This is a genomic window from Roseomonas alba, from assembly GCF_019430885.1.
GTDB classification, from domain to species: Bacteria; Pseudomonadota; Alphaproteobacteria; order Acetobacterales; family Acetobacteraceae; genus Neoroseomonas; species Neoroseomonas alba.
In genome coordinates this window covers 69,363-95,179 of the sequence record NZ_JAHYBZ010000010.1, presented here as the reverse complement: position 1 = coordinate 95,179, position 25,817 = coordinate 69,363, and the positions used below count along the sequence as shown (strand labels likewise).

Below are 25,817 nucleotides of genomic sequence, written 5' to 3'. Positions count from 1 at the left end.
CCACCCATCGGCAGTATCCTCGATGGGCGGCCGAGAGGGGTGCGGGCCGGTGCCGGACATTCAAACGGTGTCTCAGCCCCCCTTGGCCGCCACCAGCTCGTCGATGCGGGCGGCCAGGTTCTTCATCACGAAATACTGCTCGGCCGGCGCGTTGCCGGCGTTCACTTCCTGCGTCCAGGCCTCGACCGGCACCTTGATGCCGAAGGCCTTGTCGATGGCGAAGACGATGTCGAGGAAGTCCAGGCTGTCGATGCCCAGGTCATTGATGACGTGGCTGTCCGGCAGGATCTTGTCGCGCGGCACTTCGCTGTTCTCGGCGATGATGTCGGCGATGCGGTCGAAGGACGAGGCCATGGGTGGCCCTCCGTAGGGAATCCGGGGTGGGAATAGGGATTGGGGGGCGTCTTTGGCGCGAATGGGGGCGGAAGGCAAGTTTCGGGCACCGCCCTGGTGTTTCGGAAGGCTATCGAAACCCGACGCCGCGGCACCGGCCTTGCGGAAAGGCAGGACGGATCGCGGACCGGCCGATTGACCCGGGCGGCGACTGCCCCGACCCTCGGGGCAGGCCGTGCCCGCCCTGATCCCGCGGTGACGCGGCGCCGAGGAGCCCAGCCGTCGTGACCCCGACCGCCCCGATGTCGCCGGATCATTCGGCCGCTGCCCCCTCGGCCGAGGCGGCGGGCGCCGCGCGGCGGAATGCCGTCGCCTATCCCCTCGCCGTACTGCTGGCGGGGGTGGCGGGCGGGGTGTCGGGCGTGTCGCTCGCCCTGCTGCTGCACGCGATCCAGCACCTGGCCTATGGCTACAGCCTCACCATGCTGGTGGGCGGCGAGACCTTCCTCGACGGCGTGACGGGGGCCGCGCCGCAGCGGCGGCTGGAGGTGCTCGCGGCCGCCGGCGCCGTGGCCGGGGTTGGCTGGTGGGCGGTGTACCGCTTCGGACGCAAGCTGGTCCCGATCTCGGCGGCCGTGGCGGATCCCGGCAAGGTCATGCCGGCCGGGGCGACCCTCGGCCATGTGCTGCTGCAGATCGTCACCGTGGCCATGGGCTCGACCCTGGGGCGGGAGGTCGCGCCGCGGGAACTCGCGGCCCTGCTGGTCGGGCGGGTCGCCCGCCTGCTGCGCCTGTCGCGGGAGGAGATGCGCATCGTCATCGCCTGCGGCGCGGGGGCGGGGCTGGCCGCAGTCTACAACGTACCGCTGGGCGGCACGATCTTCGTGCTGGAGGTGCTGCTCGGCAGCTTCGCGCTGTCGGTGGCGGTGCCGGCCATGGTGAGCTGCGTCATCGCCGCCTGCATCGCCTGGGTGGGGATCGGCGACATCTACCAGTACAGCCTGGCGCGGATCGGTATCAGCGGTTCCCTGCTGGCCTGGGCCGCGGTGGCAGGGCCGGTCTTCGGCCTCGGCGGCTGGCTCTTCGCGAGGCTGACGCAGCGCGCGCGGGCGGCGGCACCGCGGGACGCCCGGATCATCCCATTCTGCCTGGCCGTCTTCGCGGGCATCGGCGTGCTGGCCATGACCTTCCCGGCCCTGCCTGGGAACGGCAAGGGGCCGATCCAGCTTGGGCTGGAAGGTGATCTCGGCTTGCGCCTCGCCGCGACGCTGCTGGTGCTGAAGGTGCTGGCGACCACGGCCTGCCTGCGCGCCGGCGCCGAGGGCGGGCTGCTGACGCCGGGCATGTCCATCGGGGCGCTGACCGGCGTGCTGCTGGGCATGGCATGGAGCCATCTCTGGCCGTCGCCGGTGGAGCAGGGAGCCTTCGCCCTGGTCGGGGCGGTGGCCTTCCTGGCCGTGTCGCAGCGCATGCCGATCACCGCCATCACGCTCGGCTTCGAGTTCACAGGGGCGGATCACGATTTCGCGGTGCCAATGCTGATCGCGGTGGGGCTGGCCTCGGCGACGGCGCGACTATGCGAGAGCCGCGCCGCCCGCCCGGCATGCATCGCGGCGATGTCCCAGGATCATCGCCCGGACGGCACATAGGCCGGCGGCATCGAGTCCGTTTCGGATCGGCATTGGAGGCTTCGCGCGCGGAACCCGATCCTCCGGACCGTCCCGCGACAGGCGGGTCATCTGCTGATGGAGGACTCATCCCATGACGGATTCGATCCGGTACCGCCCGACGCTGCGCCGTGGCGTCGGCTTCACGGCCCTTCTCCTGACCGGTCTGCTGGGCGCCGCCGGGGCGCAGGCGGGCGCCTGCCCCGACGACCAGCGCCGCCCCGATGCGCGTCCGGTATCAACCGAGCCGGCGCGCGGCGTGACCGACACGGTCATCGCCTCGATCGACGTGGCGCGGGAGCCCGCCGCGATCCAGGGCCGCCAGTTCCGCATGCGTCGCCTGGTGATCGAACCCGGCGGAACCGTGCCCTGGCACAGCCATGGCGACCGCCCGGCACTGATCTACATCGTCGAGGGCACGATCGTGGAATATGCGTCGAACTGCGCGGTGCCCATCACTCACGGCGCGGGCGACGTCGCGTCCGAGACGCATGTGACGTCGCATTGGTGGCGCAACCACACCAACCGGCGGGTCGTGCTGATCTCGGCGGATCTGCTGCACGACCAGAACGACCACAATATGTGAAGCCTGCCGGGGCAGGGAGCCTCCGTGCCTCCTGCCATCGGCCGATGTCGAACTCCCGTATTCGCTCGGATGGTCTGGAGTACCGGCACGCCCCGCTTGTGGGATGCACCGTGCGCGTTCCGGTCCTTTTCCTGCGGCGCGGCGCCCGGCTCAGACTGTCCCGATGATCTGGCTGTGGTGGGAACGGAGGGGCGTTGCCCCTCCAGTTCTGCGACGACAGCACCAGGCACGCGCCCGGAGGAACAAGGCCTCTCCCGGTTTCCCGAATCAGGACCGAGGCCCGCTGGCCCCCGCCGACAGGTTCAGGCCGCGTCCTCGATGATCATTGCTGCACCCTTCTCGCCGATCATGATGGTCGGCGCGTTGGTGTTGCCTGTGGTCAGCGTCGGCATCACCGATGCGTCGATCACCCGCAGCCCGTCGAAGCCGCGCAGCTTCAGCCGGCTGTCTACCACCGCATCCGGTCCTTCGCCCATGCGGCAGGTGCCGACCGGGTGGTAGATCGTGGTGCCGTATTGCCGGTTGAAAGCGAGCAGTTCGTCATCCGAGGCGACACCCGGGCCGGGCAGGATTTCCTGTACGCTGTGCTGCGCGATGGGCGCCTGCGCGAAGATCGCGCGCACCATGCGGATGCCGGCGGCGAGCAGCTCCTGGTCCGACCGCGCCGAGAGGTAGTTCGGCCGGATCGCCGGCTTGTCGAAGGGATTGGCGGAGCGCGCCAGCACCGTGCCGCGGCTGTCTGGCTTCACCGGGCAGACGGCGCAGGTCATGCCGGGCTCCTTCTCGAGCACGCCGAACTGGCCGAGTGCGTAGGAGGCGGGCGTGAACAGCAATTGCAGGTCGGGGCTGGCCAGGCTCTCGCGCGACCGGGCGAAGACCTGGGCGGTGGTGACGCCGAAGGTCAGCGCGCCATTGCCGCGCAGGAAGAAGCGCGCGACCTCCCCGGCAAGACGCAGGCCACGTGCGAGCTGGTTGGTGCTGACGCCATCCTTCACGCGATGCTGCACGCGGGACACGAAGTGGTCCTGCAGATTGGCGCCGACCGCGGGCAGGTCGCTCAGCACCGCGATGCCGAGCGCACGCAGATGCTCTGCCGGGCCGATGCCGGACATCTGCAGCAGATGCGGTGAGTTCACGGCGCCGCCGCACAGGATGACCTCGCGCGTCGCGGTGATGCGGCGCAGCGCGTCGCCCTGGCGGTATTCGGCGCCGGTGCAGCGCCGGCCGTCGAACAGCAGGCGGCCGACCTGGGCCTCGGTCACCACCTGCACGCGGTCGCCGGCGGTGGCGAGGTAGGTGCGCGCCGTCGATCCGCGCCAGCGGCCGATGCGCGTCATCTGGGAATAGCCGACGCCCTCCTGCTCCGCCCCGTTCAGGTCCTTGCGGAAGGGATGGCCGGCCCGCTGCGCGGCCTCGATGAAGCGATGGGTCAGAGGCAGGATGGTGCGGTAGTCCTCCACCTGCAACGGGCCATCGGTGCCGCGGTATTCAGGGTCGCCGCCGTTGCGGTAGGTCTCGCTGCGGCGGAAGAAGGGCAGGACGTCGGCATAAGACCAGCCGCGGCAGCCCATCTGCGCCCAGATGTCGAAATCCGCCGGATTGCCGCGGACATAGAGCATGCCGTTGATCGACGACGTCCCGCCCAGCGTGCGCCCGCGCGGCCAGCGGATCTCGCGAGCGTTCACCGCCTTGTCGGGTTCGGCGACATAGCCCCAGTTCACCAGTTTCTGGTTCTGCAGGAGCTTCAGCATCCCGGCGGGGATGTGGATCCAGGGATGGCGGTCCTTGGGCCCGGCTTCGAGCAGGGTGACGCGACGGCCGGCCTCGGCCAGACGTGCGGCGACGACGCAGCCGGCCGAGCCGGCGCCGATGACGAGAAAATCCGTTTCCATCCCCGATATTCCGCTGTTCTGCGGCAGCGTCCTACGGGCCGGCGCCGAAATCCATCCCCTCAAAGACCCCAAGGATGGTGCGCAGGGCGTCCGGGATCGGGATCGGGCGGCGCGTCGCCTGGTCGGTCAGCACCCAGACGATCTCTCCGGTCGCGAGCAGCGTGTCGCCGCCCTTCGGGAAGACTGCCGGCAGGAAGGCGATGGAGGAGCGCCCGATGCGGGTGCAGCGCGCGGCGATGTCGATCTCCGCCTTGCGGCCGATCGGAACCTTGTATTCGACCAGACCGCGAACGACGTGGAAATCGGCGCCCGTCACCCGCATCTCGTCGGAATAGCCGGCGGCACGGATGTAGTCCGACACGGCCTCATCATACCAGGCGAGGTAGTGACCGTTGAACACGATGCCCTGCGTGTCGAGTTCGACGTAGCGAACCCGATGCGGCAGGAAGAACCGGAAATCGGCGCGGCTCGGGCGCCGCGGAGCCGCGCCGTCCATGCCTCAGCCGCCCCGCGCGGCCTTCACGGCCGCCGTCGCGGCCTGGCACATCAGCCCGACCTCGTTGGCGATGGTCACCAGCTTGAAGCCCTTCTGGATCATCTTGTTGGCATAGGCCGGGGAGCCGTTGTGCAGCCCGGCGGCGATGCCGCGCTTGCCGGTTTCCGCCAGCAGCATGTCGTAGATCGCGAGGATCTCGGGGTCCTCGACGTCGAGCTTCGGCTCCTTGCCATAGGAGAAGGAGAGGTCCGACGGGCCGACGTAGATCCCATCGATGCCCGGGACGTCGAGGATCTCCTTGATGTTCTCGATGGCGGTCTTGGTCTCAATCATCGGGATGACGAGAATCTCGTCATTTGCCGTCTTCTGGTAGTTGCCCGAGGAGCCGTAGGCGCCCGCGCGGATCGGGCCGTTCGAGCGCGTGCCGGCCGGCGGATACTTGCTGTATTGCACCAGGGCGCGGGCCTCGGCGGCAGTGTTCACCATCGGGCAGATCACGCCCATTGCGCCGGCGTCGAGCACCTTGCCCACGATGCCCGGTTCGTTCCACGGCACGCGCACCATCGGCACCGCGCCGGAGGGCTGGATGCCCTGGAAGCAGGCCACGCAGGACAGGTAGTCCTGGACGCCGTGCTGCATGTCGACCGTGACGCTGTCCCAGCCGCACTTCGAATACATCTCGGCGGAGAAGGCGTTCGGGATGGCGAGCCACCCATTCACCACGGCCTTGCCGGCCTTCCACGCTTCCTTCACCGCATTCGCCATGGTGCCGCTTCCTCTCTTGTGCTGGCTGCTATGGCAGGGACGCTAGGACGCGGTCGGGACCTCGTCAAACCGGCTTCTGGACGCGCCGGGACGGCGGGGGCAGGGTGCGGGTCATGAGCCCCTGGAGCGTCTCCTCCGAGACGGGCGTGCTGACCGATGTGCTGGTCTGCCCGCCCGACCACTACCGCTGGATCCCCACCAACAGCATCGTCCGGCGCACCCTGGCTGGGGCGCAGCAGCCCTCGGCCATGGCGCTCGCGGCGCAGCATGGCGAACTCGTCGCGGCTCTGCGCGAAGGCGGGGCGCGGGTGCATGTTCTGCCGCCCGAACCGCATCTGCCCTACATGGCCTATACGCGCGATTCCGTGGTGGTCACACCGTGGGGGCCGGTGCTGTGCCAGCTCGAGCGGCCGCAGCGGCGCGGGGAATATGCTGCTCTGATCGACTTCCATGATGGGTGCTTCTGGCGGAAATCCAGCGCAGGCACGCTGGAGGGCGGCGACATCCACATCCTGAAGCCGGGAGTCGCCTGCGTCGGCGCCTCGGGCGGGCGCACCGACCTCGCGGGGGCCGAGCAATTCGCGTCCTGGCTGCGCGCGGAAGGCTGGGAGGTGCGTATCGAGAGCTTCGACGAGCATTTCCTGCATCTCGACGTGCTGTTCTGCCTGGCCGCGCCGGATCTCGCGGTCGCCTGCCTCGACGTGCTGGACCCGGATTTCGTCGTCTGGCTGACGGGGCATGGCATCCGTTGCATCGATGTGCCGTATCGCGAGGCGATGACGCTCGGCTGCAACATCATCGCCCTCGGGGCCGGGCGTGTGGTATCCGCCCGCGGTTCGGCGCGGTTGAATGCCGCGCTGCGGGCCGAGGGGCTGACCGTCCTCGACCCCGAACTGTCCCTGTTCACCGCCGGCGGCGGCGGACCCCATTGCCTGACCTGCCCGCTCCAGCGGGAGGAGTGAGCCCCATGAGCGCGACCACCACCACAGCCGTCGATGCCGTCATTGCCGCCGCGCGCGGCTTCCTCGGCGACCGGATGTCGACCAACGCCTCGGTCCGCGAGCAGCACAGCCGCGGCGAGGACACCACCACCCCGACCCTGCCCGACGCCGTCGCCTTCGTGGAGACGACCGAGGAGGTGTCGCGACTGCTCGCCCTGTGCCACCAGCACGGGGTGCCGGTGACGCCCTTCGGCGCGGGGACTTCTCTGGAAGGCCATGTGAATCCGGTGCGGCGCGGCGTCTCGCTCGACCTCTCCCGCATGAAGGCGGTGCTGGAGGTGAACGAGGAGGACATGGACTGCCTCATCGAGCCGGGGGTGACGCGGCAGGAACTGAACGCCTTCCTGCGCGACAAGGGCCTGTTCTTCCCGGTCGATCCCGGCAGCCACTGCACCATCGGCGGCATGTGCGCGACCCGCGCCTCCGGCACCAATGCGGTGCGCTACGGCACCATCCGCGAGAATGTGCTGGGGCTCGAAGTGGTGCTGGCCGATGGCCGCGTGATCCAGACCGGCGGGCGGGTGCGCAAGGCGTCCAACGGCTATGACCTGACGCGGCTGTTCATCGGGTCCGAGGGCACGCTCGGCGTCATCACCAAGGTGCGGCTGCGGCTGCACGGCATCCCCGAGGCCGTCTCGGCCGCCGTGTGCCAGTTCCCCACCCTCGCCGCCGCGGTCGAGACGGTCATCACCGTCATGCAGTCCGGCATTCCCGTCGCGCGCATCGAACTGGCCGATGAGGACCAGATGGAGGCCTGCATCAAGTATTCAAAGCTCGAGGGCTTCGCGGCGATCCCGACCCTGTTCCTGGAGTTCCACGGGACCGAGGCCGGGGTGAAGGAGCAGGCCGAGGCGGTCGAGGCGATTGCGACCGATTTCGGCGCCTCGGGCTTCGCCTGGGCGACGGATGCGGAAGCGCGGACCAAGCTGTGGCAGGCGCGGCACGATGCTTATTGGGCGGCGGTCGCGCTCAAGCCGGGGCATCGCGGCATCACCACCGATGTCTGCGTGCCGATTTCGCGCCTCGCCGAAGCCGTGCTGGGAGCGAAGGAGAAGTCGCGTGCGAGCGGCCTCACCTCCTGCATCGTCGGCCATGTCGGTGACGGCAATTTCCACTGCCTGATCCTGTTCCCCGAGGGCAGCCAGGAAGGACTGGAGCAGGCCTGGGCGTTGGACCGTTCGATCGTCGCGGAAGGTCTGTCGCTGGGCGGCACCTGCTCCGGCGAGCATGGCGTCGGCCTCGGCAAGCGCGAGTTCCTCGAGCAGGAGCATGGGCCCGAGGCACTGGCCGTGATGCGCGGGCTGAAGACGAGCCTCGATCCGCGTGGTATCCTGAATCCGGGGAAAATGTTCAGGAACTGACTGCGTGGATCTGCTCGGGCTGTCGGTACTCGCGCTCACGCTCGGGCATGTGTTTTCCAACGCGGTGCGGACGCTGCCGGCGATGGCGGCGGATGTCTTGCAGCGGGATCTCGGTGTCACGGCGGATGGGCTTGCGGCGCTGACGGGTGCCTTTCCGGCGGCCTTCGCACTGGCGATGCTGCCGGTGGGCGTGGCGCTCGACCGCTATGGCGTGAAGCCGACGGCGCTCGCGCTGCTCGCAATCGCGGCGGTGGGTTCGGCGCTCGGCGCCGTGGCGATGGGGCCGTGGTCGATGCTGGTGGCACAGATCGTGCTCGGCATCGGCTGTTCGGGGATGCTGATGTGTCCCGTCACCTATGCCGCGAAGACCTTGCCGCCGCAGCGATTCGGCCTGTGGGGCGGGGTGATCCAGGCCTTCGGCAATACCGGCATGCTGCTGTCGGCGAGCCCCCTGGCGCTGCTGGTGGACCATGCCGGCTGGCGGGCGGGGTATGTCGCCTGCGCGCTGCTCGCGATCGGCGCGGCGGTCGCGGTCTTCGCCGTGGTGCGTGAGACTAGCGCCCCGCTCCAGGCCCGACGCGGGGTGCTGGACGATGCGCGCGACGTCGTCGGCCTCCTGCTCTCGTCCGCGATCCGCGGGCCGGTGGTCATCGCCTTCGCCTCCTTCGCCGCGGTGCTCGGGGTGCGTGGCCTGTGGGGCGGGCCGTGGCTGATGGAGGTGAAGGGGCTCGCCCGCGTTCCCGCCGGCAATGTCCTGCTGTTCTGCACGGCGGCGCTGATCGCGGGACCGGCCCTGGCCGGGGTGTTGGAACGGCGCTTCCAGCGTCACCGCGCCGCGCTGATGGTGGCGGGGCATCTCGGCGCGGCGCTGGCGATCATCCTGATCGTGGCCGGCGGGCTGCTGGGCTGGGGTGTGGCCGCCGATGCGGTGCTGCTGACCGTCTTCGGGCTGTTGATCTCCTCCCAGGTCATCTGCTTCGCGCTGGTGCGCGCGGCCATGCCGCCGGAACGCGTCGGGCGCGCGCTGTCGGCGATGAACATCTCCTTCTTCGGGGGGGCGGCGGTGATGCAGGCGATCTCCGGTGTCGCGGCGGCGGCGAGCGGCATCGGCGCGGCGCTGCTGGTCTTCGCGGCGGGGCTGATCCTGGTCAGCCTGGCCTTCCCGCGCCTGCCCGGGCCGCGCTGAGCCGGCCCGCGTTGGCGATACGGGGCAGGGCGGGTAGCATGGCTCTCGGAGACACCATCGCATGATCCGCAGCATCCTGGTCGCGCTCGATGACACCGCAGGCGCCGTCGCGGCGCGGGACCTGGCGCTCGCCCTGGCGCGCGCCACCGGTGCGACGCTGTCGGCGGCGACGGTGCTCGACTGGCCGCATGTGAAGGATGCGAACGAGGCCGTCCCGCCCGGCGCCGCCGCGTTCAAGGAACGCCGCGACGCCGCCCGCGCGAAGCGCCTGGAGACCGAGGCCGAGGCCGCCTTTTCCGCCTGCACCCAGGCCGCCGAGGAAACGCCCTTCACGCGGCTGCGCCTGACCGACGCGCCGGCCCCCGCCCTGCTGGCGGCCAGCGCGACTCATGACGTGATCGTGATCGGCCGCGATTCGACCCTGGGGCTGGAACAGAATGACGAGGGCCTGGCCCCGGTGATCGAGGATCTGCTGCGTGAGGGCGCCCGGCCCCTGCTGGTGGTCCCGCCTGGCCCGGCGGTCGGGGGCGACATCCTGGTGGCCTACGATGGCTCGGTTCCGGCGATGCGGACCTTGCAGCTTTTCGCGCTGCTCGGCCTCGGGGATGGGGCGGCCGTCCGGGTGCTCTCCGTCGATGACAAACCGGCGGAAGCGCGGCGCCTGGCCGAGGAAGGTGCGGCATATCTCCGTCACCATGGCCTTGCCGCCGAGGCGGTGGCCGTCGAAGGCAGCCACCCGCTGGAGGCGCTGCTCGCCGAGGCGACTGCCATGCCCGCCCGCATGCTGGTGATGGGCGCCTATGAGCATCGCGGGCTGCGCGCCCTGTTCACCGGGTCCCTGACCGAGCGCCTGCTGACCGCAGCGCCCTGTCCCGTCTTCGTGACGCATTGATGTCGTAACGGCGCGTCTGCTCGCAGGCGCGGCGTGCACCACACAATGGCGGGGCACCTATCCGCACGCCATGCGGCACGTCATGCTTGACGCGCCGCACGACGTCGCGACATGTCTCGCTCGTTCTGGTCTGGAAGACGTACATGAACCGCCTTGTCGCCGGCGCGCTGGCTCTGCTCCTCGCCGGCGTGCAGCCTGCCGCTGCTCAATTCGGTCCGCAGGGCCCGCCTGCCGTCGGTGTCGTCACCGCCGAACGTCGTCCCATCACCGAGACGAGCGAATTCGTCGGCCGTGTCGAGGCGACGGACCGCGTGAACATCCGCGCCCGCGTCACCGGCTTCATTCAGGAGCGACTGTTCCGCGAAGGCGGCGACGTGACCGAGGGCGAGGTGCTCTACCGCCTGGAACGCGCGCCCTTTGAGGCACAGCTCGAACAGGCGCAGGCGAATCTTGCCTCGGCCCAGGCGCAGCTCGAGAATGTGCGCGTCGCGCTGGCGCGGGCGCGGGAACTGCGTTCGACGGGCGCCGGGACGCAGGTCGCGCTCGACAACGCCCAGGCGGCGGAACGCACGGGGCAGGCCCAGGTGCTCTCGGCCCAGGCGGCGGTGCGGGTGGCGCAGATCAACCTCGGCTACACCGACATCGTCTCGCCCATCGCCGGGCAGATCGGGCGCACCAACCTCACCATCGGCAATGTGGTCGGGCCCGACACCGGCACGCTGGCGACCATCGTCAGCCAGGACCCGATGCGCGTCGCCTTCACCGTCAGCCAGCGCACGGCTCTGGAACTGCGCGACCGATTCGAGGGCCGCGGCGGACCCGATGCGGTGCGCGTGCGCATCCGGACGGCGGATGGCCGCATGTACGGCCAGGTCGGCCGCGTCGACTTCGTCGACAACCAGATTGATCGCAACACGGACACCATTCTGGTCCGCGCGCTGATCCCGAACCCCGTCCGCCGCGAAACCGAAGGCTCTACGCCGGTCACGCCGCGCGAGCTGGTGGATGGACAGTTCGTCACGGTCTTTCTGGAAGGCGCGGAACCGGTGATGACCATCACCCTGCCGCGTGCTGCTGTATTGCAGGACCAGCAGGGATCCTATGTCTTCGTGGTGGGCGAGAACAACGTCGCACAGCGTCGCAATGTCACGCTTGGGCGATCCTCCGGCCAGACCGCGGTGATCGAAGCGGGCCTCGAGGGCGGCGAGAAAGTCATCGTCGAGGGCATCCAGCGCGTGCGCGCCGGCCAGCCGGTGAATCCCGCGCCCGCCGGGGCACCACCAGGCCCACGGGCCACGCCGGGCCGGGGCTGACCGCGCGTGTTCTCCGCCGTCTTCGTCGACCGTCCGCGTCTCGCGATGGTCATCGCCATCGTCACGGCGCTTGCCGGCGTCCTGGCGATGCTCCGCATCCCGGTCTCCCAGCTTCCGGACATCGTGCCGCCGCAGGTCTCGGTGACCACGCGCTTTCCCGGCGCCTCGGCCGCGGTCGTGGAACAGACCGTGGCGCAGGTGATCGAAGCGTCGGTCAATGGCGTGGACCGCATGATCTACATGCGGTCGAACAGCGCCAATGACGGGTCCTACAGCCTCAATGTCTCGTTTCAGCTCGGCACCAATCCGGATCTTGCCACCGTCAACGTGAACAACCGCGTGCAGGCGGCGCTCGCCCGCCTGCCGCAGGAAGTGCAGCGGCAGGGTGTGACCGTCCGCAAGCAATCCTCGGCGGTGCTGCAGTTCATCTTCCTGTATTCCGAGAGCGGCGAGCATTCGCCGCTGTTCCTGTCGAACTACGCCACCATCAACATCATCGACCGGCTGGCGCGCGTGCCGGGCGTCGGGCAGGTGAACCTGTTCGGTGCCATGGACTACTCCATGCGCATCTGGTTCGAGGTGGACAAGCTGATCAGCCTCAACCTCACGCCCTCTGACGTGGTGGCGGCGATCCAGCAGCAGAATGTCCAGGCGCCGGTGGGACGACTTGGCGCCCGGCCGATGCCGGATGACCAACAGTTCCAGATCAACCTCGAGACCCAGGGGCGGCTGACCACGCCGGAGCAGTTCGGCGACATCCTGATCCGCGCCAACCCGGACGGGTCGGTGCTGCGGGTGCGCGATGTCGCGCGCGTCGAGCTCGGCGCGGCCAGCATGGACACGGAAAGCCGCTTCGACGGCAAGCCGGCCGTGACCTTCGGCGTGTACCTCCAGCCCGGCGCCAATGCCGTGACGGCGGCGGAGAATGTCCGACTGGCGCTCGAGGAGATGCGCTCCCGCTATCCGGAAGGCGTGAACCACCGGATCTTCTTCGACACCTCGGACTTCGTGAACGACACGATCCATGAGGTGATCAAGACGCTGCTCGAGGCCTTCATCCTCGTCGTCATCGTCGTCTTCCTGTTCCTCGGGAATTTCCGGGCGACGATCATCCCGACCATCGCGGTGCCGGTCAGCCTGATCGGGTCCTTCATCATCCTGCTGTCGCTCGGCTATTCGGCGAACACCATCTCCCTGCTCGCCATGGTGCTCGCCATCGGCATCGTGGTGGATGACGCCATCGTCGTGGTCGAGAACGTCGAGCGGGTGATGGAGGAGGAGCCGCACCTGACACCGGCGGAAGCCACCAAGAAGGCGATGGCGCAGATCACCGCGCCGATCATCGCCATCACCCTGGTGTTGCTGTCCGTCTTCGTGCCGATTGGCTTCATCCCGGGCCTGTCCGGCGAGCTGTTCCGGCAGTTCGCGGTGACGATCAGCGCCGCGATGGTGATCAGTGCCATCAACGCGCTGACGCTCTCACCGGCGCTCTGCTCCGTCTTCCTGCGGCCGCATCCCCATGCCGGCGGGCACCGGCCGGGGCTGATGGGACGCTGGCTGCGGGGCATCGACTGGGTGCGCGACCGCTATGCCGGCATCGTGTCGCGGCTGGTGCGCGTCGCGATCCTGTCCATCGTGCTGACGGGTGGCTTTTTCTTCGGCATCTGGGAGATGTCGAAGATCACGCCGTCCGGCTTCCTGCCGCAGGAGGATCAGGGCGCCTTCTTCGTACAGGTGCAGTTGCCGCAGGGCGCCTCGGTCTCCCGCACCCGCGAGGCGGTGGTGCAGGTCGAGGAGATCCTGAAGCAGATCCCCTCGGTGCAGGGAACGCTCGCGATCGTCGGCTTCTCCCTGATCGATGGCGGGGCGCAGTCCAACTCTGCCTTCCTCGTGGCACGTCTGAAGCCCTTCGCCGACCGCATGTCGGCAGCGATGTCCGTCCAGGCGGCGATCGGGCGCGTCTTCGGGGCCGGCCAGGCGGTGCGGACGGCGAATGTCTTCGCCTTCAACCTGCCGCCGATCATCGGCCTCGGCACCGGCGGCGGCTTCGAATACATCCTGCAGGACTATGAAGGGCGGCCGCCGGCCGAACTCGGCGCGGTCATGCTGTCGCTGGTGGTGGCGGCCAACCAGGACCCGCAGCTCACCGCCGTCTTCTCCACCTTCAACGCGACGAACCCGACGCTCTACCTCAACCTCGATCGCGAGAAGGCGCAGGCGCTCGGGCTGCGCATCTCGGATGTCTTCACCACGCTGCAGGCGACGCTGGGCGGCTTCTACGTCAACGACTTCAACCTGTTCGGCCGCACCTGGCAGGTGAACCTCCAGGCGGAGGCGCAGGATCGCCGCGACGTGGACAACATCTGGCGCATCCGTGTGCGCAACAACCGCGGCGAGATGGTCCCGTTGCGCGCGGTCGCCGATGTCGAGACGCGCATCGGCCCGCAGACCATCTTCCGCTACAACAACTATCGCGCCATCTCGATCAATGGCTCGCCGCGGCCCGGGGTGTCCTCGGGCGATGCGCTGGCGGCGATGGAGGCGCTCTCCACCCGGGTGCTGCCGCGCGGCTATGGCTATGAATGGACCGGCACGGCGTATCAGGAAAAGCTCGCCTCTGGGCAGACGGTCTACATCCTCGCCCTCGCGGTGATGTTCGCCTACCTGTTCCTGGTGGCATTGTATGAGTCCTGGGTCATCCCGGTGCCGGTGCTGCTGTCCGTGGCGGTCGGCGTGCTGGCGGCCTTCGGGGCGCTGTTCGTCGCCCATATGTCGCTGGACATCTATGCCCAGATCGGCCTGGTGGTGCTGATCGCTCTCGCGGCGAAGAACGGCATCCTGATCGTCGAATTCGCCAAGGAGAAGCGCGAGGAAGGCCTGTCGATCCGCGACGCCGCGATCATCGGCGCGCGGTTGCGGTTCCGGGCGGTGATGATGACTTCCATCGCCTTCGTCCTGGGGCTGGTGCCGCTGGTCTTCGCCACGGGGGCCGCCATGCTGTCCCGCCGCGCGGTGGGCACGGCGGTGTTCGGCGGCATGATCGGGGCGGCGGTGATCGGCATCTTCGTCATCCCGATGCTCTACGTCGTCTTCCAGACCATGCGGGAATGGTCGAAGCGGCGCTTCGGGCGCAAGTCGGCGGGCAGCGAGGCCTGACGACGCCGAACGGCCGCCCCTGGCGGCCGTTCCGCCGCGGACCGAACTTGCGCTTGTGTACCGACGCCGTGCCGCGTACTGGCCGGGGTCGGATGCTGGCGTGAAGGGCCTGGGCATGAGCTTCGCCGATCCACGACAGGGCGACCTCGAGGATGATGCCTCGAGCACCTCGCACCATTCGCTGCTCGGCCATGCCTCGCGCATGCTGCTGGAGATCAGCCTGCCGAAGCTGGTCCTCGCCGCGACGATGCTGCTGGTGCTGCCGGCCCTGCTGCTGGGGGCGATGCCGAAGGTGGTGGTGTGGCTGAGCGACACGGCCTGGCACGGCGTGGCGCGCTTCGGCGTGGCCGCGGCGCTGATCTGCTTCGCCCTGATTGCGGGCTTCGTCGCCTGGCGGTGGGGGCGCATCCTCTTTCGCGTCGTGGAGCGGAATTTCTGGGCGCTGAATGCCGGCCTGGTGCAGCCGCTCTACACCGCGCTGCGGGAGGCGACGCGGCTCGCCGTCGAATCGGCCGCGCCGGGTCGCCCGCTTGCCGTGACGCGGCGCGACGCGGGGCTGCTCGCCGGCGTACTGATTGCGCTGCTGGGCGCCGCAGTCGCCTGGTGGGCGGGGCCGCTGCCGACGCTGCGCGTCGCGGCCTTCGGCCGTGGGGACATTCCCGGCATCGTGCTGGACGCCATCCGCAACGGGGTCTGGGTGATCGCCGTCTATCTGATGATCGGCGCGCCGGCCTGGAGCATCGCCGAGGCTCTGGCGGGTACGCCGGAGGACATCGTTGCGCCGGAACCGGGTGAGGCGCGTTGGCGCGTCGCCCATCTGTCCGACATCCATCTGGTCGGCGATGCCTATGGCTTCCGTCTGGAGTGCGGCCGCGATGGGCCACGCGGGAATGCGCGCTTCGATCGCGTGCTGGAATTGCTGGAGGCGGAGGACGCACAACAGCCCATCGATGTCGTGCTTATCTCCGGCGACATCACCGATGCCGCGCGCAATGCGGAGTTCATCGCCTTCGATGAGGCCGTTGCCCGGCATCCCACGCTGCGCGATCGCATCCTGATCATTCCCGGCAACCACGATGTGAACATCGTGGATCGTGCCAACCCGTCGCGGCTCGAATTGCCTACGGCGCCGGGCGGGGCGCTGCGGCGGCTGCGGTTCCTGTCCGCCATGGCGCGGCTGCAGGGCGGGCGCGTGCATGTGGTCGATCGGGCGACCCGACGGATCGGACCGACGCTGGATGCCTGGCTGGAAGCGGGTGGCCGAGGCGCTGCGCTGGCGCGCTTCATGGATGCGGGCGGGATGCGGGCAGGTCTCGCCGCACGCGCGGTCTGGAACGAAGCCTTTCCGTTGATCGCGCCGCCTGCGACGCCGGACGGGCTGGGCGTGGTCTTGCTCGATTCGAATGCCGAGACGCATTTCTCCTTCACCAATGCGCTCGGTATTCTTGCCATGGATCAATTGCGGGCGGCGGAGGCCGCCATGGCGCAATGGCCGGCCGCGCGATGGCTGGTCGCGATCCATCATCACCTGGCGGAATATCCGCGGCCTGGCGCGAAACTCGCCGACCGGATCGGCACGGCGCTGGTCAACGGGCATTGGGCGTTGCAGCGACTGCGTCACTTTGCACCGCGCATCCTGGTGATGCATGGGCACCGGCATGTGGACTGGATGGGGCAGAGCGGCGGGTTGCGCATTCTCTCGGCGCCGTCGCCGATGATGGGGGCGATGGATGATGCCGAGCGGCATTTCTGGCTGCATGCGCTGGGGGCGCGGGAGGATGGCGGGCTGGCCCTGTTGGCGCCGACGAAGATCGTGGTGCCTGGCGAACCCCCCGTGACAGAGGGCACCTAGTACAAGGATACTCGTCCCTCTTCGGACGAGCAGGTAGGGTCGGCATCGCGGCCATCTGCACCGCCGAGAAAGACCGGCGCCCGCCTGGCGGAATGGTAGACGCAGCGGACTTAAAATCCGCAGACCGCAAGGTCATGCCGGTTCGAGTCCGGCGGCGGGCACCAGACGCTCGGCAAGGGGGATCGACGCGGCCTACGCGGTTCGGCCCGATTTTCTTCACGACGCTGGACACGAAGGATCGGGAGCGCCAGGTCAGTCGTCTTCGCCCTTCGAAGTATTAGGATCCGCGCCGACAAAAACAGACACTGCGGCGTCTTCTTCTGAGGGCAAAGCCTGTGGGTGGTGCGGGCGGTCGGACTCGAACCGACATATCCTTGCGGATGGCGGATTTTGAGTCCGCTGCGTCTACCAATTCCGCCACGCCCGCGCCTTGCCGCCGAGTCCGACCTTCGCCCTTTGCACCCGGCGACACGTCCTCGGCAATCCGTCTTCTAGCGTGCCAACCCTGGGTCGAACAACGCCACTTCAACGCCCTCTGCGATGCGGCGTCGTGTCGACGCCCAACCCCCTTTGAACCGCCTGCATCCGACGTTCCGTCGCAGGGGCCTGCGCCGTCCCCCAGGTAGCCGGGGCAGGGAACGCCGTCCAGCCCGGCGGAGGTTACTCCGCCGCCGCGGCCTTTTCCGGGGCCGGGACGTTCTTCGTCTCGAACTCGGCAGGGCCGGTGATCTCCAGGATTTCGACATCCTCGGAATGGTCGATCTCGCGATGCCGGACCAGGCGGGGCTGGTAGCAGCAATCCCCGGCCTGGAAGGTCTTTTCGCCGATATCCTCGTACTCGAACTTCACCCAGCCCTTCAGCACGAAGAACATCTGGAAGGGCAGGTCGTGGGTGTGCCACTGGCCGGTGGCATGCTCGCCCGGGATGGCGCGGATCACATGGGCGCCGAAGGCGCCTTCTGTGGCCTGCCTGATGCCGAGGTCGCGGTATTCGAAGAAGGCACGCAGCCCCCGTTCGAAATGGGCGTCCTTCGCGTGACTGGTCGTTGTCGCCGCCATGGTTCGTTTCCTCCGTTCCTCAGGCGGGGGGTTGGGTCCCCCTGCCTGGCATTCACTCCAGCGGCAGGGCGACGTGCGTCACGAAGCCGGGCCGCGTCTTCAACGCCTCATAGTAGCGCGCGAGGTTCGGCAGGTCCGGCCTTTCGATCGGCAGGGCGAACCAGCGATACACCCAGCAGCCGAGCGCGATGTCCGCCAGCGTCACGTGATCCCCGCAGAGGAAGCGTTTCCCTTCCAGCGCGCGGTCCACGATCTTCCACAGGCGGCCGGCATCCTCGCGCGCCTTCTTCTCCGCCGCCCAGTCGCGATCGGGCTCGGGCACCCGGATATGGGTGAAGAAGATGGTCACCAGCGGGGAGGTCAGGTGGCTGGTCTGCCAGTCCATCCAGGTCTCGACCGCCGCGCGGGCGCGGGGTTCGGTCGGATACAGCGTGCTGCCCGGCGCATGCGCGTTGCACAGGTAGCGGCAGATCGTGTTGCTCTCCCAGGCCGACCAGCCGTCCTCCTCCTCGAGCGTCGGGACCAGGCCCATGGGGTTCATGGCGCGGTAGGCGGGGTCCTTGGTCTTGCCGAAGGCGCCGCCGGCGTCGATGCGCTCGTAATCCAGGCCAAGTTCGGTGAGGGCCCAGAGGACCTTCATGACATTGCTCGAACTCGCCCGGCCCCACAGCTTCAGCATGGCATTCCCCCGATGGTCGCGGCGGGGAGGCTAGAGCGGTTCCAGCGAGGGTGGAACCGTTCTCGCTTCGTTTGCGCGGGCATCTTCACCCGCCCGGGTGATTCCGGCCGGGCGGTATCTGTCCCAGGCGCGGTCCGCCCGCCGGTCCAGTTGCGCCGGCGGCGCCGCGGCGCGAGAACGCTGCCATGCCCTATGCCCTGCTGATCGCGGTCCTCGCGATCGCCGCCCCCCTCTTCGCCCAGGCCAGCGAGAGCTGGTGGGGTCTCGCCCCCTGCATCCTGTGCCTGTGGCAGCGATGGCCCTATCGCATCGCGGCGGTGCTGGCCGCACTCGGCGTGGTGCTGCCGGGGCGCCTGCGGGTGGCGCTGGTGGCGCTGTCCGGGGTCAGCATCCTCGTTTCCGGCGCCATCGCCGCCTTGCATGTGGGGGTCGAGCAGCATTGGTGGCCATCCCCCCTGCCAGGCTGCGCGGCCCCGACCGCCGGCCCGGCGACGCAGAGCATCGACGACATGATGCGCAGCCTTGCCGTGGCGCCGGCCAAGCCCTGCGACGAACCGACCTACCTGATCCCCGGCCTGCCGGTGTCGATGGCGGCGATGAACCTGCTCTATGCGCTCGGGCTGGGCGGGCTGGCGCTGGTCTTCGCGCGGCGGCTCGCCAGGCGCTAAACGGGGGCCGATTCAACCCTTCCCACCGACCCGCGTTACACTCCGCGGGCTACCGGGAGGGAGGGGCCAGACATGCGAGCCGCCCTGGCGCTGTTCTGCGCCTTGATCACGACACTGCCGGCGCGCGCCGAGGTCACGCTCGCCGTGTCCTGCGGCGCGGTCGGGATCGAGGCGCAGCTCTGCCGCGAGGGCGCCGAGACCTGGGCGCGCGAGACCGGCAATCGCGTATCGATGATCTCGACGCCGGCGGGCGCGACGGAGCGGCTGGCCCTGTATCAGCAATTGCTGGCCGCGCGGTCGCCCGACATCGACGTCCTGCAGATCGACGTGGTCTGGCCCGGCATCCTCGCCCGGCACCTGGTGGATCTGTCCGACCGGCTGAGCGAGGGCGACCGCGCCGCGCAGTTTGCCGCGATGATCGAGAACGACATGGTGGACGGCCGGCTCGTGGCGCTGCCCTGGTTCACCGCCGCGGGCGTCCTCTACTACCGTCGCGACCTGCTGGAGTCATATGGCCGCCGCGTGCCCGAAACCTGGGCCGAGCTGACCGAGACGGCGCAGCGCATCACCGACGCCGAGCGCGCCGCCGGCCACGCGCGGATGTGGGGCTTCGTCTTCCAGGCCCGCGCCTATGAGGGGCTGACGGTCAACGCCCTGGAATGGGTGAACAGCCATGGCGGCGGGACCATCGTCGATCCCGAGGGCCGCATCACCATCGACAACCCTCAGGCCGCCGCCGCGCTGGCGCAGGCCGCCGGCTGGATCGGCACCATCGCGCCCTTCGGCGTGTTGAACTATGCCGAGGAGGAGACGCGCGCCGTCTTCCAGCCCGGCAACGCCGTCTTCATGCGCAACTGGCCCTATGCCTGGCCACTGCTGAATGCCGAGGACAGCCCGGTGCGCGGGAAGGTCGGCGTCGCGGTGCTGCCGCGGGGCGGCGGCCCGGATGGCCGGCACAGCGCGACTCTGGGTGGCGAGCAGCTTGCCGTGTCGCGCTACTCGCAGCATCCGGAGGAGGCGGCGTCGCTGGTCGTCTATCTGACCTCGCGCGCCGAGCAGAAGCGGCGCGCCATCGCCGGCGGGCTGAATCCGACCTGGCGCGACCTGTATGACGACCCCGAGGTGCTGGCCGCCAACCCCTTCTTCGGCGCGCTGCGCGACACCTTCGAGAATGCGGTGGCGCGTCCCTCCGCCGCGACGGGCACGCACTACAATCAGGTCTCCGCGGAGTTCCGCAACGCCGTCCACACCGTGCTGAGTGGCCGCGCCGAAGCCGCGTCCACGTTGCATCGGCTCGCCGCCCGGCTGCAACGGCTTCAACGCGCCGGGGGGTGGTGATGAGCGCCGGGCTTTCGGCGCTCGCACTGGAACGGCGCCGCGCGGCCTGGTGGTTCCTGCTGCCGGCGGTGGTGGCGGTGCTGCTCGTCGCCGGCTGGCCGCTCGCGCGGACCATCTGGTTCTCGCTGACCGATGCACGGCTCGACGAGACCGCCGCACCGGCCTTCGTCGGGCTGTCCAACTACCTGCTGCTGATCGAGGACCCGGATTGGTGGAACGCAGTGCGCAACACCGTGGTTTTCGCGGTGGCCTCCGTCACCTGCGAGACGCTGCTCGGCCTCGTCATCGCGCTCGCGCTGAACGAACGCATGCGCGGGCGCGGCATGCTGCGCGCGGCGATGCTGATCCCCTGGGCGATTCCGACCGTGGTCTCGGCGCAGATCTGGGGCTGGATGCTGCACGACCAGGTGGGGGTCGTGAACCAGGCGTTGCTCGCGCTCGGCCTCGTCGAACGGCCGCTGGCCTGGACGGCGGATCCGGACCTCGCGCTGTGGGCGGTGGTCGCGGTGGATGTGTGGAAGACCACGCCTTTCATGACGTTGCTGATCCTCGCCGCACTGCAATTGCTGCCGGATGAGATCTACGAGGCCGCGGATATCGATGGTCTCGGCCCGGTGGGGCGCTTCTTCCGCCTGACCCTGCCGCTGATCCGCCCGGCGCTGATGGTCGCGGTCATTTTCCGCACGCTCGATGCACTGCGCGTCTTCGACCTGATGTATGTGCTGACCGGCAACAGCGCGGCGACGGCGTCCATGTCCGTCTATGCGCGCCAGCAGCTCGTCGAGTTCCAGGATATCGGCTTCGGATCGGCCGCGGCGACGGGGCTGTTCCTGATCATCGCGCTCGCCACCGCGCTGCTGCTCACGGCCGGGCGGGTGCGGCTCGGCGCGGCGGAGGGCGGGCGATGAGCGCGCGCCGGCTGCGCCGCCACATCGGGCGCGTGCTCTTCGTGCTGCTGATGCTGCTGATCGCATTCTACACAGTGTTCCCCTTCTACTGGGCGATCGTCACCTCGCTGAAATCGGGCAGTGCGCTGTTCGGGGCAGAGCCCTGGCCGGCCCACCCGGCCTGGGGCAACTACGTCGCCGTCTTCCGCGACCGGCCCTTCGGGCGGAACATCCTCAATTCGGTGATCGTCGCCACATCCGTCGTCGCGGTGTCGCTGTGCCTCGGCGCCACTGCCGCCTTCGCGCTCGGGCGCGTCGCCTTCCGCGGGCGCGGCGTGCTGCTCGCCGCGATCCTCGCCGTGTCGATGTTCCCGCAGGTCGCGGTGCTGTCGGGGCTGTTCGAGCTGATCCGCTGGCTCGGCCTCTACAATTCGCTCGGAAGCCTGGTCTTCTCCTACCTGATCTTCACGCTGCCCTTCACCGTCTGGGTGCTGACCACCTTCATGCGGGAAATGCCGCGCGAGCTCGAGGAAGCCGCCGTGATGGACGGCGCCACGCCCTGGGTGGTGCTGACGCGCGTCTTCCTGCCTCTGATGGGCCCGGCGCTGGCGACGACCGGGCTGCTCGCCTTCATCGCCGCCTGGAACGAGTTCCTCTTCGCCCTGACCTTCACCCTGACGGACGACATGCGCACCGTGCCGGTCGCCATCGCGCTGATCAGTGGGGCGAGCAGCTTCGAACTGCCCTGGGGGCGGATCATGGCGGCGTCGGTGATCGTGACGGTGCCGCTGATCCTGCTCGTGCTGGTCTTCCAGCGCCGCATCGTGGCAGGGCTGACGGCCGGTGCGGTGAAGGGATGATGCCCGTTGCCGAACGACGCTGGCGCGAAATAGCCTTCCCCGCCATGACCCTTCACCCCGGCGATCCCGCCCCCTGGTTCTCCCTGCCCTCCACGGACAACCCGAACTACGCCTTCCATTCCGTGGCTGGCCGCTACGTGCTGCTGGCCTTCATCGGGTCCGCGGCGCGGCCCGAGGCACAGGCCGCGCTGGCCGCGGTAGCTGCCCGCCGCGCCCTGTTCGATGACGAGAACGCCTGCTTCTTCGGCATCAGCGTCGATCCGGCCGATCGCGAGCAGGGGCGCGTCCAGCCTTCGCTGCCCGGCATCCGCTTCCTGTTCGACCTGAACGGCAAGGTCGGTCGCGACTACGGCGTGATCCGCAAGGATCCGGACCGGATCGAGGGGTCTGAGGTCTACGCCCCGGCCTTCGTCCTGCTGGATCCCATGCTGCGCGTGATCGAGACACGCCCGCTCAGCCAGGTCGAGGCGATGCTGAACCACATCGCCGCCCTGCCGCCGGCCGTGCAGCATGGCGGCATCGACATCCCGCCGCCGGTGCTGGTGCTGCCGCGCATCTTCGACCCCGGGCTGTGCCGCGCCCTGATCGCGCATTACGAGGAACAGGGCGGCACGCCCTCCGGCTTCATGCGGGAGGTGAACGGCAAGACCGTCGGCGTCTTCGATCCCGCGCTGAAGCGCCGCGCCGACTGTGCCATCGCCGATGAGGGCCTGCGCATCGCCGCGCGTAACGCCATCCTGCGTCGCGTCGTGCCCGAACTGCTGAAGGTCCACCATTTCCACGCGACCCGCATGGAGCGCTACATCGTCGCCTGCTACGATTCGGCCGAGCGGGGCCATTTCGGCGCCCATCGCGACAACACCACGGCCGGCACGGCGCACCGCCGCTTCGCCGTGACGATCAACCTCAACGCCGAGGATTTCGAAGGCGGCGAGCTGCGCTTCCCCGAATACGGGCCGCGATCCTGGCGGGCGCCGACGGGAGGGGCGGTGGTGTTCTCCTGCTCCCTGCTGCACCAGGCGCTGCCGGTCACGGCCGGGCGACGCTACGCCTTCCTGCCCTTTCTCTACGACGAGGCCGCGGCGCGGCTGCGTGAACAGAACAACGCGAAGCTGGGGGACGGCGTCGGGGCGTATCAGTCCGGGCAGGCGAAGGCGGGGTAGGTCGGAGAGGCTGTGCTCCGGGCGCGAAGGCCGAGAGGCGTCGCCGGTGACCCGGCCGGATCGGACTGGGCGGCCCCTCCGAACCTGCCGGCCCGCCCGCCGTGACTCGGCAAGACCTTCGCCAATTCTTGCGTCGCGTCGTGTGATTCAGCGGCTGGCGAACGCCGCGCATCTATGCGAGAGGCAGCCGACCTGACCAGATTGTTCCGCGATGCCGCCGATACGCGTTTTCCTGCTGGTGCTCGGCCTTGCCGCCTGCGCGGGGCCGCGGCCCCCGGCCACAGTCGAAGCGCCGCCCAACGCGCCGCTGGCGCGCGCCGCCTATGCGGAATGGGAGGCCTGGGGCCGCACCGTGATCGTCGGCTGGCCGGATGAGCGCCCGGCCAACACGGCAGCCACACCCGAGCGCTTCGAGATGCTCCTCTCCTACTGGAATACGCTGCCCGGCGGGTATCGGATCGCGCAGCAACTGGAGAACCGGCGCGCCGGCATGGTCGCCCTCGAACAGCGCATCAACGCGGAGATGGCAGGCGAGGGCGAGGATGGCGGTGCCGGGGGCGGTCCGCGTGCCGTCTTCGGGCTGGACGACATCGCTTTCTATGATTACCCGGCCTGGTCGGCGGCCTTCATCTCCTCGGTGGCGCGGCGGGCGGGGGTGCCGGAAAGTGACCTGCCCTCCTCATCCCGCCATGCGCGCTACATCGACGCGGTCATCATGCACGCCGCCGCCGACCCGGAGCATGCGGCCTATCTGCCCCGCGCGCCGGAAGACTACGCCCCGGTCGAGGGGGATCTTCTCTGCGCCGATCGGGCCTATGTGCGGCTGCCACACTGGACCGCGCGCATCGCTGAACGCGGGCGACCGCGGCCGATGCATTGCGATGTGGTGATCCGCACGCGCGCCGGCTTTGTCGAGGCGATCGGCGGCAATGTGCAGGGCATGGTTGCGCTGCGACGTTTCCCGGCCGACAGCGAGGGGCGCGTGCTGCCAGCACCCTTCGGCAGGCCGTCCTTCATCGTGATCCTCGCCGCGCGGCGGGAGACGGCACCGGTCCCGGTCGCCTCGGCCGAGTGACGCCGGAGCGCGGCGTCAGGCGAAGAGCTCCGGGCGGTATTCGAAGTGCATGGTGTCGTAGTGATACCATTTGCCGCCCCAGATGAAGCGCTCCGCCTCGAAGACTTCGACGATCTCGGGCGGGATGCGGTTGCGATAGGCGATGTCGCCGCGTGTCCGCGTCCAGGCCCAATAGTCGGATTGCCGCACGGCGATGTCGATCGCCGCGCCGAAGCCATGCACGCTGGGCAGTCCAGTATCGGCCACGGCACGGCAATTGTAGGTCCCGGCGGAGGGAACGAGGTAGGCCCTGAAGCGGTCGGGCATGGCCTCCAGCGCGTCGATCACCCGTTCCAGGCGTGAGGCGACATCGTTGACCGTGGTCACGCGCAGCGTTTGCGGCCTGGTGCGCGGCATCCAGGTGACGGGACGCAGATGCAGGGCGGTGTCGCCCTGTCGGCAGTCGCCATACATCTTCAGGAAGAAGGCGGTGTTGCGCAGGCGGCCCGGGCTGTGGTCGCGCGGCGGCGGCAGCGTCATCGGGCCGGGTTCGTAGGTCTGGCGGAGCTGGTCGGCGATGGTTGCCGAGGCCAGCATCTCCGCGAAGGGGCGCGCGGGTTGGCCGGTGCCGATCGGCATGCGCGTGCCATCGGTCCAGACGAGTGTGTCGCCTTCGGGTCGCGCCAGGTGATCCGGGTACGCGGCGATCAGGCGGGGGAGCCGGGATCGGACGACATCGACCGGCGCAGCGCCGGTTGTCCCGGAGGCTTGCGTAGCGCCGGCATCCGGACTGCCGCACCCGGCCAGCGCGGCAAGACCGCCCAGGAACAGCCGCCGCTCGACGCCCGCCATGCGATGTTCTCCGGGCGCGATGCGCCGCCGATCAGCCTTCCAGTTCCGCATCCCAATAAAGGTAGTCGCGCCAGGATTCATGCAGGTAGTTCGGCGGAAAGGACCGGCCATTCTCCTGTAATTCCCACGAGGTGGGCTGGCGCGGTTCCTGGCGTGGGATCATCGCGCATTCGCGTGGCAGGCGGCTGCCCTTGCGCAGGTTGCACGGCCCGCAGGCGGTGACGACGTTCTCCCAGCTCGTCCGTCCGCCGCGGGAGCGGGGGATGACGTGGTCGAAGGTCAGTTCCGGCGTTGGGCGGCCATCACCGCAATACTGGCATTCGAAGCTGTCGCGCAGGAAGACGTTGAACCGCGTGAAGGCCGGCCGCCGCGCCGCGGGGATGAATTCCTTGAGCGCGATCACCGAGGGCAGGCGGAAGGCGAGGGAGGGGGAATGCACCTCCACCTCGTATTCGCTCAGCACCGAGACGCGATCGAGGAACACCGCTTTCACCGCGTCCTGCCAGGACCAGATGGAGAGCGGGAAGTAGGAGAGCGGGCGAAAGTCCGCATTCAGCACCAGGGCTGGATAGGACTGACCACCGGAGAACTGTCCGCCGTCAGGCAAGCGCCGCTCCTTCCAGCGGTGCGCCACCAAGACTTGGGGCCTGACCCGGCGGAAAGGCCCCAGATGATGTGGCGCCGCCGCGTATCGGACGCATGCATGACATGCGGCGCGGGGCGTCGCAAGCCTCGGGCGAGAGGTTTCAATGGCCTG

General features: G+C 69.2%; 22 protein-coding genes, 2 tRNA genes and 1 pseudogene. 16 read left to right on the top strand and 9 right to left on the bottom strand.

What is annotated here, in order from left to right; all coding sequences use genetic code 11:
* Nucleotides 1-72: 72 nt before the first annotated feature.
* Entirely contained in the window at nucleotides 73-354 is a 282-nt protein-coding gene (locus KPL78_RS25110) for an acyl carrier protein (RefSeq protein ID WP_168043808.1), read from the bottom strand.
* A 263-nt stretch (nucleotides 355-617) separates the two neighbouring features.
* Here KPL78_RS25110 and KPL78_RS25105 point away from each other — a divergent pair, with 263 nt between their 5' ends.
* Entirely contained in the window at nucleotides 618-1,982 is a 1,365-nt protein-coding gene (locus KPL78_RS25105) for a chloride channel protein (RefSeq protein WP_219765720.1), read from the top strand.
* A 112-nt stretch (nucleotides 1,983-2,094) separates the two neighbouring features.
* Entirely contained in the window at nucleotides 2,095-2,586 is a 492-nt protein-coding gene (locus KPL78_RS25100) for a cupin domain-containing protein (RefSeq protein ID WP_219765719.1), read from the top strand.
* Between the two features lie 302 nt (nucleotides 2,587-2,888).
* Here the strand turns inward: KPL78_RS25100 and KPL78_RS25095 are convergent, their stop codons facing one another.
* From KPL78_RS25095 to KPL78_RS25085, 3 genes and pseudogenes are all read right to left on the bottom strand, one after another.
* Nucleotides 2,889-4,478: a GMC family oxidoreductase gene (locus tag KPL78_RS25095; RefSeq protein WP_219765718.1), complete on the bottom strand. Its 1,590-nt coding sequence runs from the start codon at nucleotides 4,476-4,478 to the stop codon at nucleotides 2,889-2,891.
* Between the two features lie 31 nt (nucleotides 4,479-4,509).
* Nucleotides 4,510-4,974, bottom strand: a complete 465-nt coding sequence (locus KPL78_RS25090) for an acyl-CoA thioesterase (protein WP_219765717.1) — start codon at nucleotides 4,972-4,974, stop codon at nucleotides 4,510-4,512.
* 3 nt (nucleotides 4,975-4,977) lie between these two features.
* A pseudogene (locus KPL78_RS25085) lies at nucleotides 4,978-5,625 on the bottom strand (HpcH/HpaI aldolase family protein); the annotation flags it as partial.
* Nucleotides 5,626-5,852: 227 nt separating this feature from the next.
* On the opposite strand from KPL78_RS25085, the gene KPL78_RS25080 reads away from it, so the two are divergent.
* From KPL78_RS25080 to KPL78_RS25045, 8 genes are all read left to right on the top strand, one after another.
* Nucleotides 5,853-6,701: a dimethylarginine dimethylaminohydrolase family protein gene (locus KPL78_RS25080; protein WP_219765715.1), complete on the top strand. Its 849-nt coding sequence runs from the start codon at nucleotides 5,853-5,855 to the stop codon at nucleotides 6,699-6,701.
* Between the two features lie 5 nt (nucleotides 6,702-6,706).
* Nucleotides 6,707-8,101: an FAD-binding oxidoreductase gene (locus KPL78_RS25075; RefSeq protein ID WP_219765714.1), complete on the top strand. Its 1,395-nt coding sequence runs from the start codon at nucleotides 6,707-6,709 to the stop codon at nucleotides 8,099-8,101.
* Nucleotides 8,102-8,105: 4 nt separating this feature from the next.
* Nucleotides 8,106-9,287, top strand: coding sequence for an MFS transporter (locus tag KPL78_RS25070; protein WP_369412849.1), 1,182 nt, complete (start codon nucleotides 8,106-8,108; stop codon nucleotides 9,285-9,287).
* A 61-nt stretch (nucleotides 9,288-9,348) separates the two neighbouring features.
* Entirely contained in the window at nucleotides 9,349-10,179 is an 831-nt protein-coding gene (locus KPL78_RS25065; RefSeq protein WP_219765713.1) for a universal stress protein, read from the top strand.
* A 143-nt stretch (nucleotides 10,180-10,322) separates the two neighbouring features.
* On the top strand, nucleotides 10,323-11,492 hold the full coding sequence (locus KPL78_RS25060) for an efflux RND transporter periplasmic adaptor subunit (protein WP_219765712.1): 1,170 nt from the start codon (nucleotides 10,323-10,325) through the stop codon (nucleotides 11,490-11,492).
* A gap of 6 nt (nucleotides 11,493-11,498) precedes the next feature.
* Nucleotides 11,499-14,648: an efflux RND transporter permease subunit gene (locus KPL78_RS25055; RefSeq protein ID WP_219765711.1), complete on the top strand. Its 3,150-nt coding sequence runs from the start codon at nucleotides 11,499-11,501 to the stop codon at nucleotides 14,646-14,648.
* 100 nt (nucleotides 14,649-14,748) lie between these two features.
* A complete protein-coding gene (locus tag KPL78_RS25050; RefSeq protein ID WP_219765710.1) occupies nucleotides 14,749-16,500 on the top strand; it encodes a metallophosphoesterase family protein in 1,752 nt (583 codons plus the stop codon).
* Between the two features lie 78 nt (nucleotides 16,501-16,578).
* Nucleotides 16,579-16,664 (top strand) — tRNA-Leu (locus KPL78_RS25045).
* Nucleotides 16,665-16,840: 176 nt separating this feature from the next.
* Here the strand turns inward: KPL78_RS25045 and KPL78_RS25040 are convergent.
* The 3 genes from KPL78_RS25040 to KPL78_RS25030 form a co-directional block, all read right to left on the bottom strand.
* Nucleotides 16,841-16,927, bottom strand: a tRNA-Leu gene (locus tag KPL78_RS25040).
* Nucleotides 16,928-17,160: 233 nt separating this feature from the next.
* Nucleotides 17,161-17,559 carry a cupin domain-containing protein gene (locus KPL78_RS25035; protein ID WP_219765709.1) on the bottom strand — a complete coding sequence of 133 codons (399 nt, stop codon included), beginning with the start codon at nucleotides 17,557-17,559 and terminating at the stop codon, nucleotides 17,161-17,163.
* Nucleotides 17,560-17,611: 52 nt separating this feature from the next.
* Nucleotides 17,612-18,238 (bottom strand): glutathione S-transferase family protein, encoded by a 627-nt coding sequence (locus KPL78_RS25030; RefSeq protein ID WP_219765708.1) that lies wholly within the window; start codon nucleotides 18,236-18,238, stop codon nucleotides 17,612-17,614.
* Between the two features lie 185 nt (nucleotides 18,239-18,423).
* On the opposite strand from KPL78_RS25030, the gene KPL78_RS25025 reads away from it, so the two are divergent.
* From KPL78_RS25025 to KPL78_RS30465, 6 genes are all read left to right on the top strand, one after another.
* The gene (locus KPL78_RS25025; RefSeq protein WP_219765707.1) at nucleotides 18,424-18,906 is read left to right on the top strand and encodes a disulfide bond formation protein B; all 483 of its coding nucleotides are present in this window, start codon (nucleotides 18,424-18,426) and stop codon (nucleotides 18,904-18,906) included.
* A gap of 72 nt (nucleotides 18,907-18,978) precedes the next feature.
* Nucleotides 18,979-20,244 carry an ABC transporter substrate-binding protein gene (locus tag KPL78_RS25020; protein WP_219765706.1) on the top strand — a complete coding sequence of 422 codons (1,266 nt, stop codon included), beginning with the start codon at nucleotides 18,979-18,981 and terminating at the stop codon, nucleotides 20,242-20,244.
* Entirely contained in the window at nucleotides 20,244-21,152 is a 909-nt protein-coding gene (locus KPL78_RS25015) for a carbohydrate ABC transporter permease (RefSeq protein WP_219765705.1), read from the top strand. The genes KPL78_RS25020 and KPL78_RS25015 overlap by 1 nt, the downstream gene beginning before the upstream one ends.
* Complete coding sequence (locus KPL78_RS25010) at nucleotides 21,149-21,991, top strand: carbohydrate ABC transporter permease (RefSeq protein WP_219765704.1); 843 nt, start codon at nucleotides 21,149-21,151, stop codon at nucleotides 21,989-21,991. Before KPL78_RS25015 ends, KPL78_RS25010 begins: the two co-directional genes overlap by 4 nt.
* 44 nt (nucleotides 21,992-22,035) lie before the next feature.
* Nucleotides 22,036-23,154 (top strand): 2OG-Fe(II) oxygenase, encoded by a 1,119-nt coding sequence (locus tag KPL78_RS25005; RefSeq protein WP_219765703.1) that lies wholly within the window; start codon nucleotides 22,036-22,038, stop codon nucleotides 23,152-23,154.
* A gap of 211 nt (nucleotides 23,155-23,365) precedes the next feature.
* The gene (locus KPL78_RS30465) at nucleotides 23,366-24,229 is read left to right on the top strand and encodes a DUF2272 domain-containing protein (RefSeq protein WP_255569423.1); all 864 of its coding nucleotides are present in this window, start codon (nucleotides 23,366-23,368) and stop codon (nucleotides 24,227-24,229) included.
* A 15-nt stretch (nucleotides 24,230-24,244) separates the two neighbouring features.
* Here KPL78_RS30465 and KPL78_RS24995 read toward each other — a convergent pair whose 3' ends face one another.
* Nucleotides 24,245-25,060: a M15 family metallopeptidase gene (locus tag KPL78_RS24995; RefSeq protein ID WP_219765702.1), complete on the bottom strand. Its 816-nt coding sequence runs from the start codon at nucleotides 25,058-25,060 to the stop codon at nucleotides 24,245-24,247.
* A gap of 31 nt (nucleotides 25,061-25,091) precedes the next feature.
* Nucleotides 25,092-25,667, bottom strand: coding sequence for an HNH endonuclease (locus KPL78_RS24990; protein WP_219765701.1), 576 nt, complete (start codon nucleotides 25,665-25,667; stop codon nucleotides 25,092-25,094).
* Nucleotides 25,668-25,817 lie beyond the last annotated feature (150 nt).

Excerpts from the sequence above, each read along its gene's own strand:
- KPL78_RS25110 (WP_168043808.1), bottom strand. The coding sequence starts at position 354 with ATGGCCTCGTCCTTCGACCGCATCGCCGACATCATCGCCGAGAACAGC.
- KPL78_RS25100 (WP_219765719.1), top strand. The coding sequence starts at position 2,095 with ATGACGGATTCGATCCGGTACCGCCCGACGCTGCGCCGTGGCGTCGGC.
- KPL78_RS25095 (WP_219765718.1), bottom strand. The coding sequence starts at position 4,478 with ATGGAAACGGATTTTCTCGTCATCGGCGCCGGCTCGGCCGGCTGCGTC.
- KPL78_RS25090 (WP_219765717.1), bottom strand. The coding sequence starts at position 4,974 with ATGGACGGCGCGGCTCCGCGGCGCCCGAGCCGCGCCGATTTCCGGTTC.
- KPL78_RS25080 (WP_219765715.1), top strand. The coding sequence starts at position 5,853 with ATGAGCCCCTGGAGCGTCTCCTCCGAGACGGGCGTGCTGACCGATGTG.
- KPL78_RS25075 (WP_219765714.1), top strand. The coding sequence starts at position 6,707 with ATGAGCGCGACCACCACCACAGCCGTCGATGCCGTCATTGCCGCCGCG.
- KPL78_RS25065 (WP_219765713.1), top strand. The coding sequence starts at position 9,349 with ATGATCCGCAGCATCCTGGTCGCGCTCGATGACACCGCAGGCGCCGTC.
- KPL78_RS25060 (WP_219765712.1), top strand. The coding sequence starts at position 10,323 with ATGAACCGCCTTGTCGCCGGCGCGCTGGCTCTGCTCCTCGCCGGCGTG.
- KPL78_RS25035 (WP_219765709.1), bottom strand. The coding sequence starts at position 17,559 with ATGGCGGCGACAACGACCAGTCACGCGAAGGACGCCCATTTCGAACGG.
- KPL78_RS25030 (WP_219765708.1), bottom strand. The coding sequence starts at position 18,238 with ATGCTGAAGCTGTGGGGCCGGGCGAGTTCGAGCAATGTCATGAAGGTC.
- KPL78_RS25025 (WP_219765707.1), top strand. The coding sequence starts at position 18,424 with ATGCCCTATGCCCTGCTGATCGCGGTCCTCGCGATCGCCGCCCCCCTC.
- KPL78_RS25020 (WP_219765706.1), top strand. The coding sequence starts at position 18,979 with ATGCGAGCCGCCCTGGCGCTGTTCTGCGCCTTGATCACGACACTGCCG.
- KPL78_RS25015 (WP_219765705.1), top strand. The coding sequence starts at position 20,244 with ATGAGCGCCGGGCTTTCGGCGCTCGCACTGGAACGGCGCCGCGCGGCC.
- KPL78_RS25010 (WP_219765704.1), top strand. The coding sequence starts at position 21,149 with ATGAGCGCGCGCCGGCTGCGCCGCCACATCGGGCGCGTGCTCTTCGTG.
- KPL78_RS25005 (WP_219765703.1), top strand. The coding sequence starts at position 22,036 with ATGACCCTTCACCCCGGCGATCCCGCCCCCTGGTTCTCCCTGCCCTCC.
- KPL78_RS30465 (WP_255569423.1), top strand. The coding sequence starts at position 23,366 with ATGCCGCCGATACGCGTTTTCCTGCTGGTGCTCGGCCTTGCCGCCTGC.
- KPL78_RS24995 (WP_219765702.1), bottom strand. The coding sequence starts at position 25,060 with ATGGCGGGCGTCGAGCGGCGGCTGTTCCTGGGCGGTCTTGCCGCGCTG.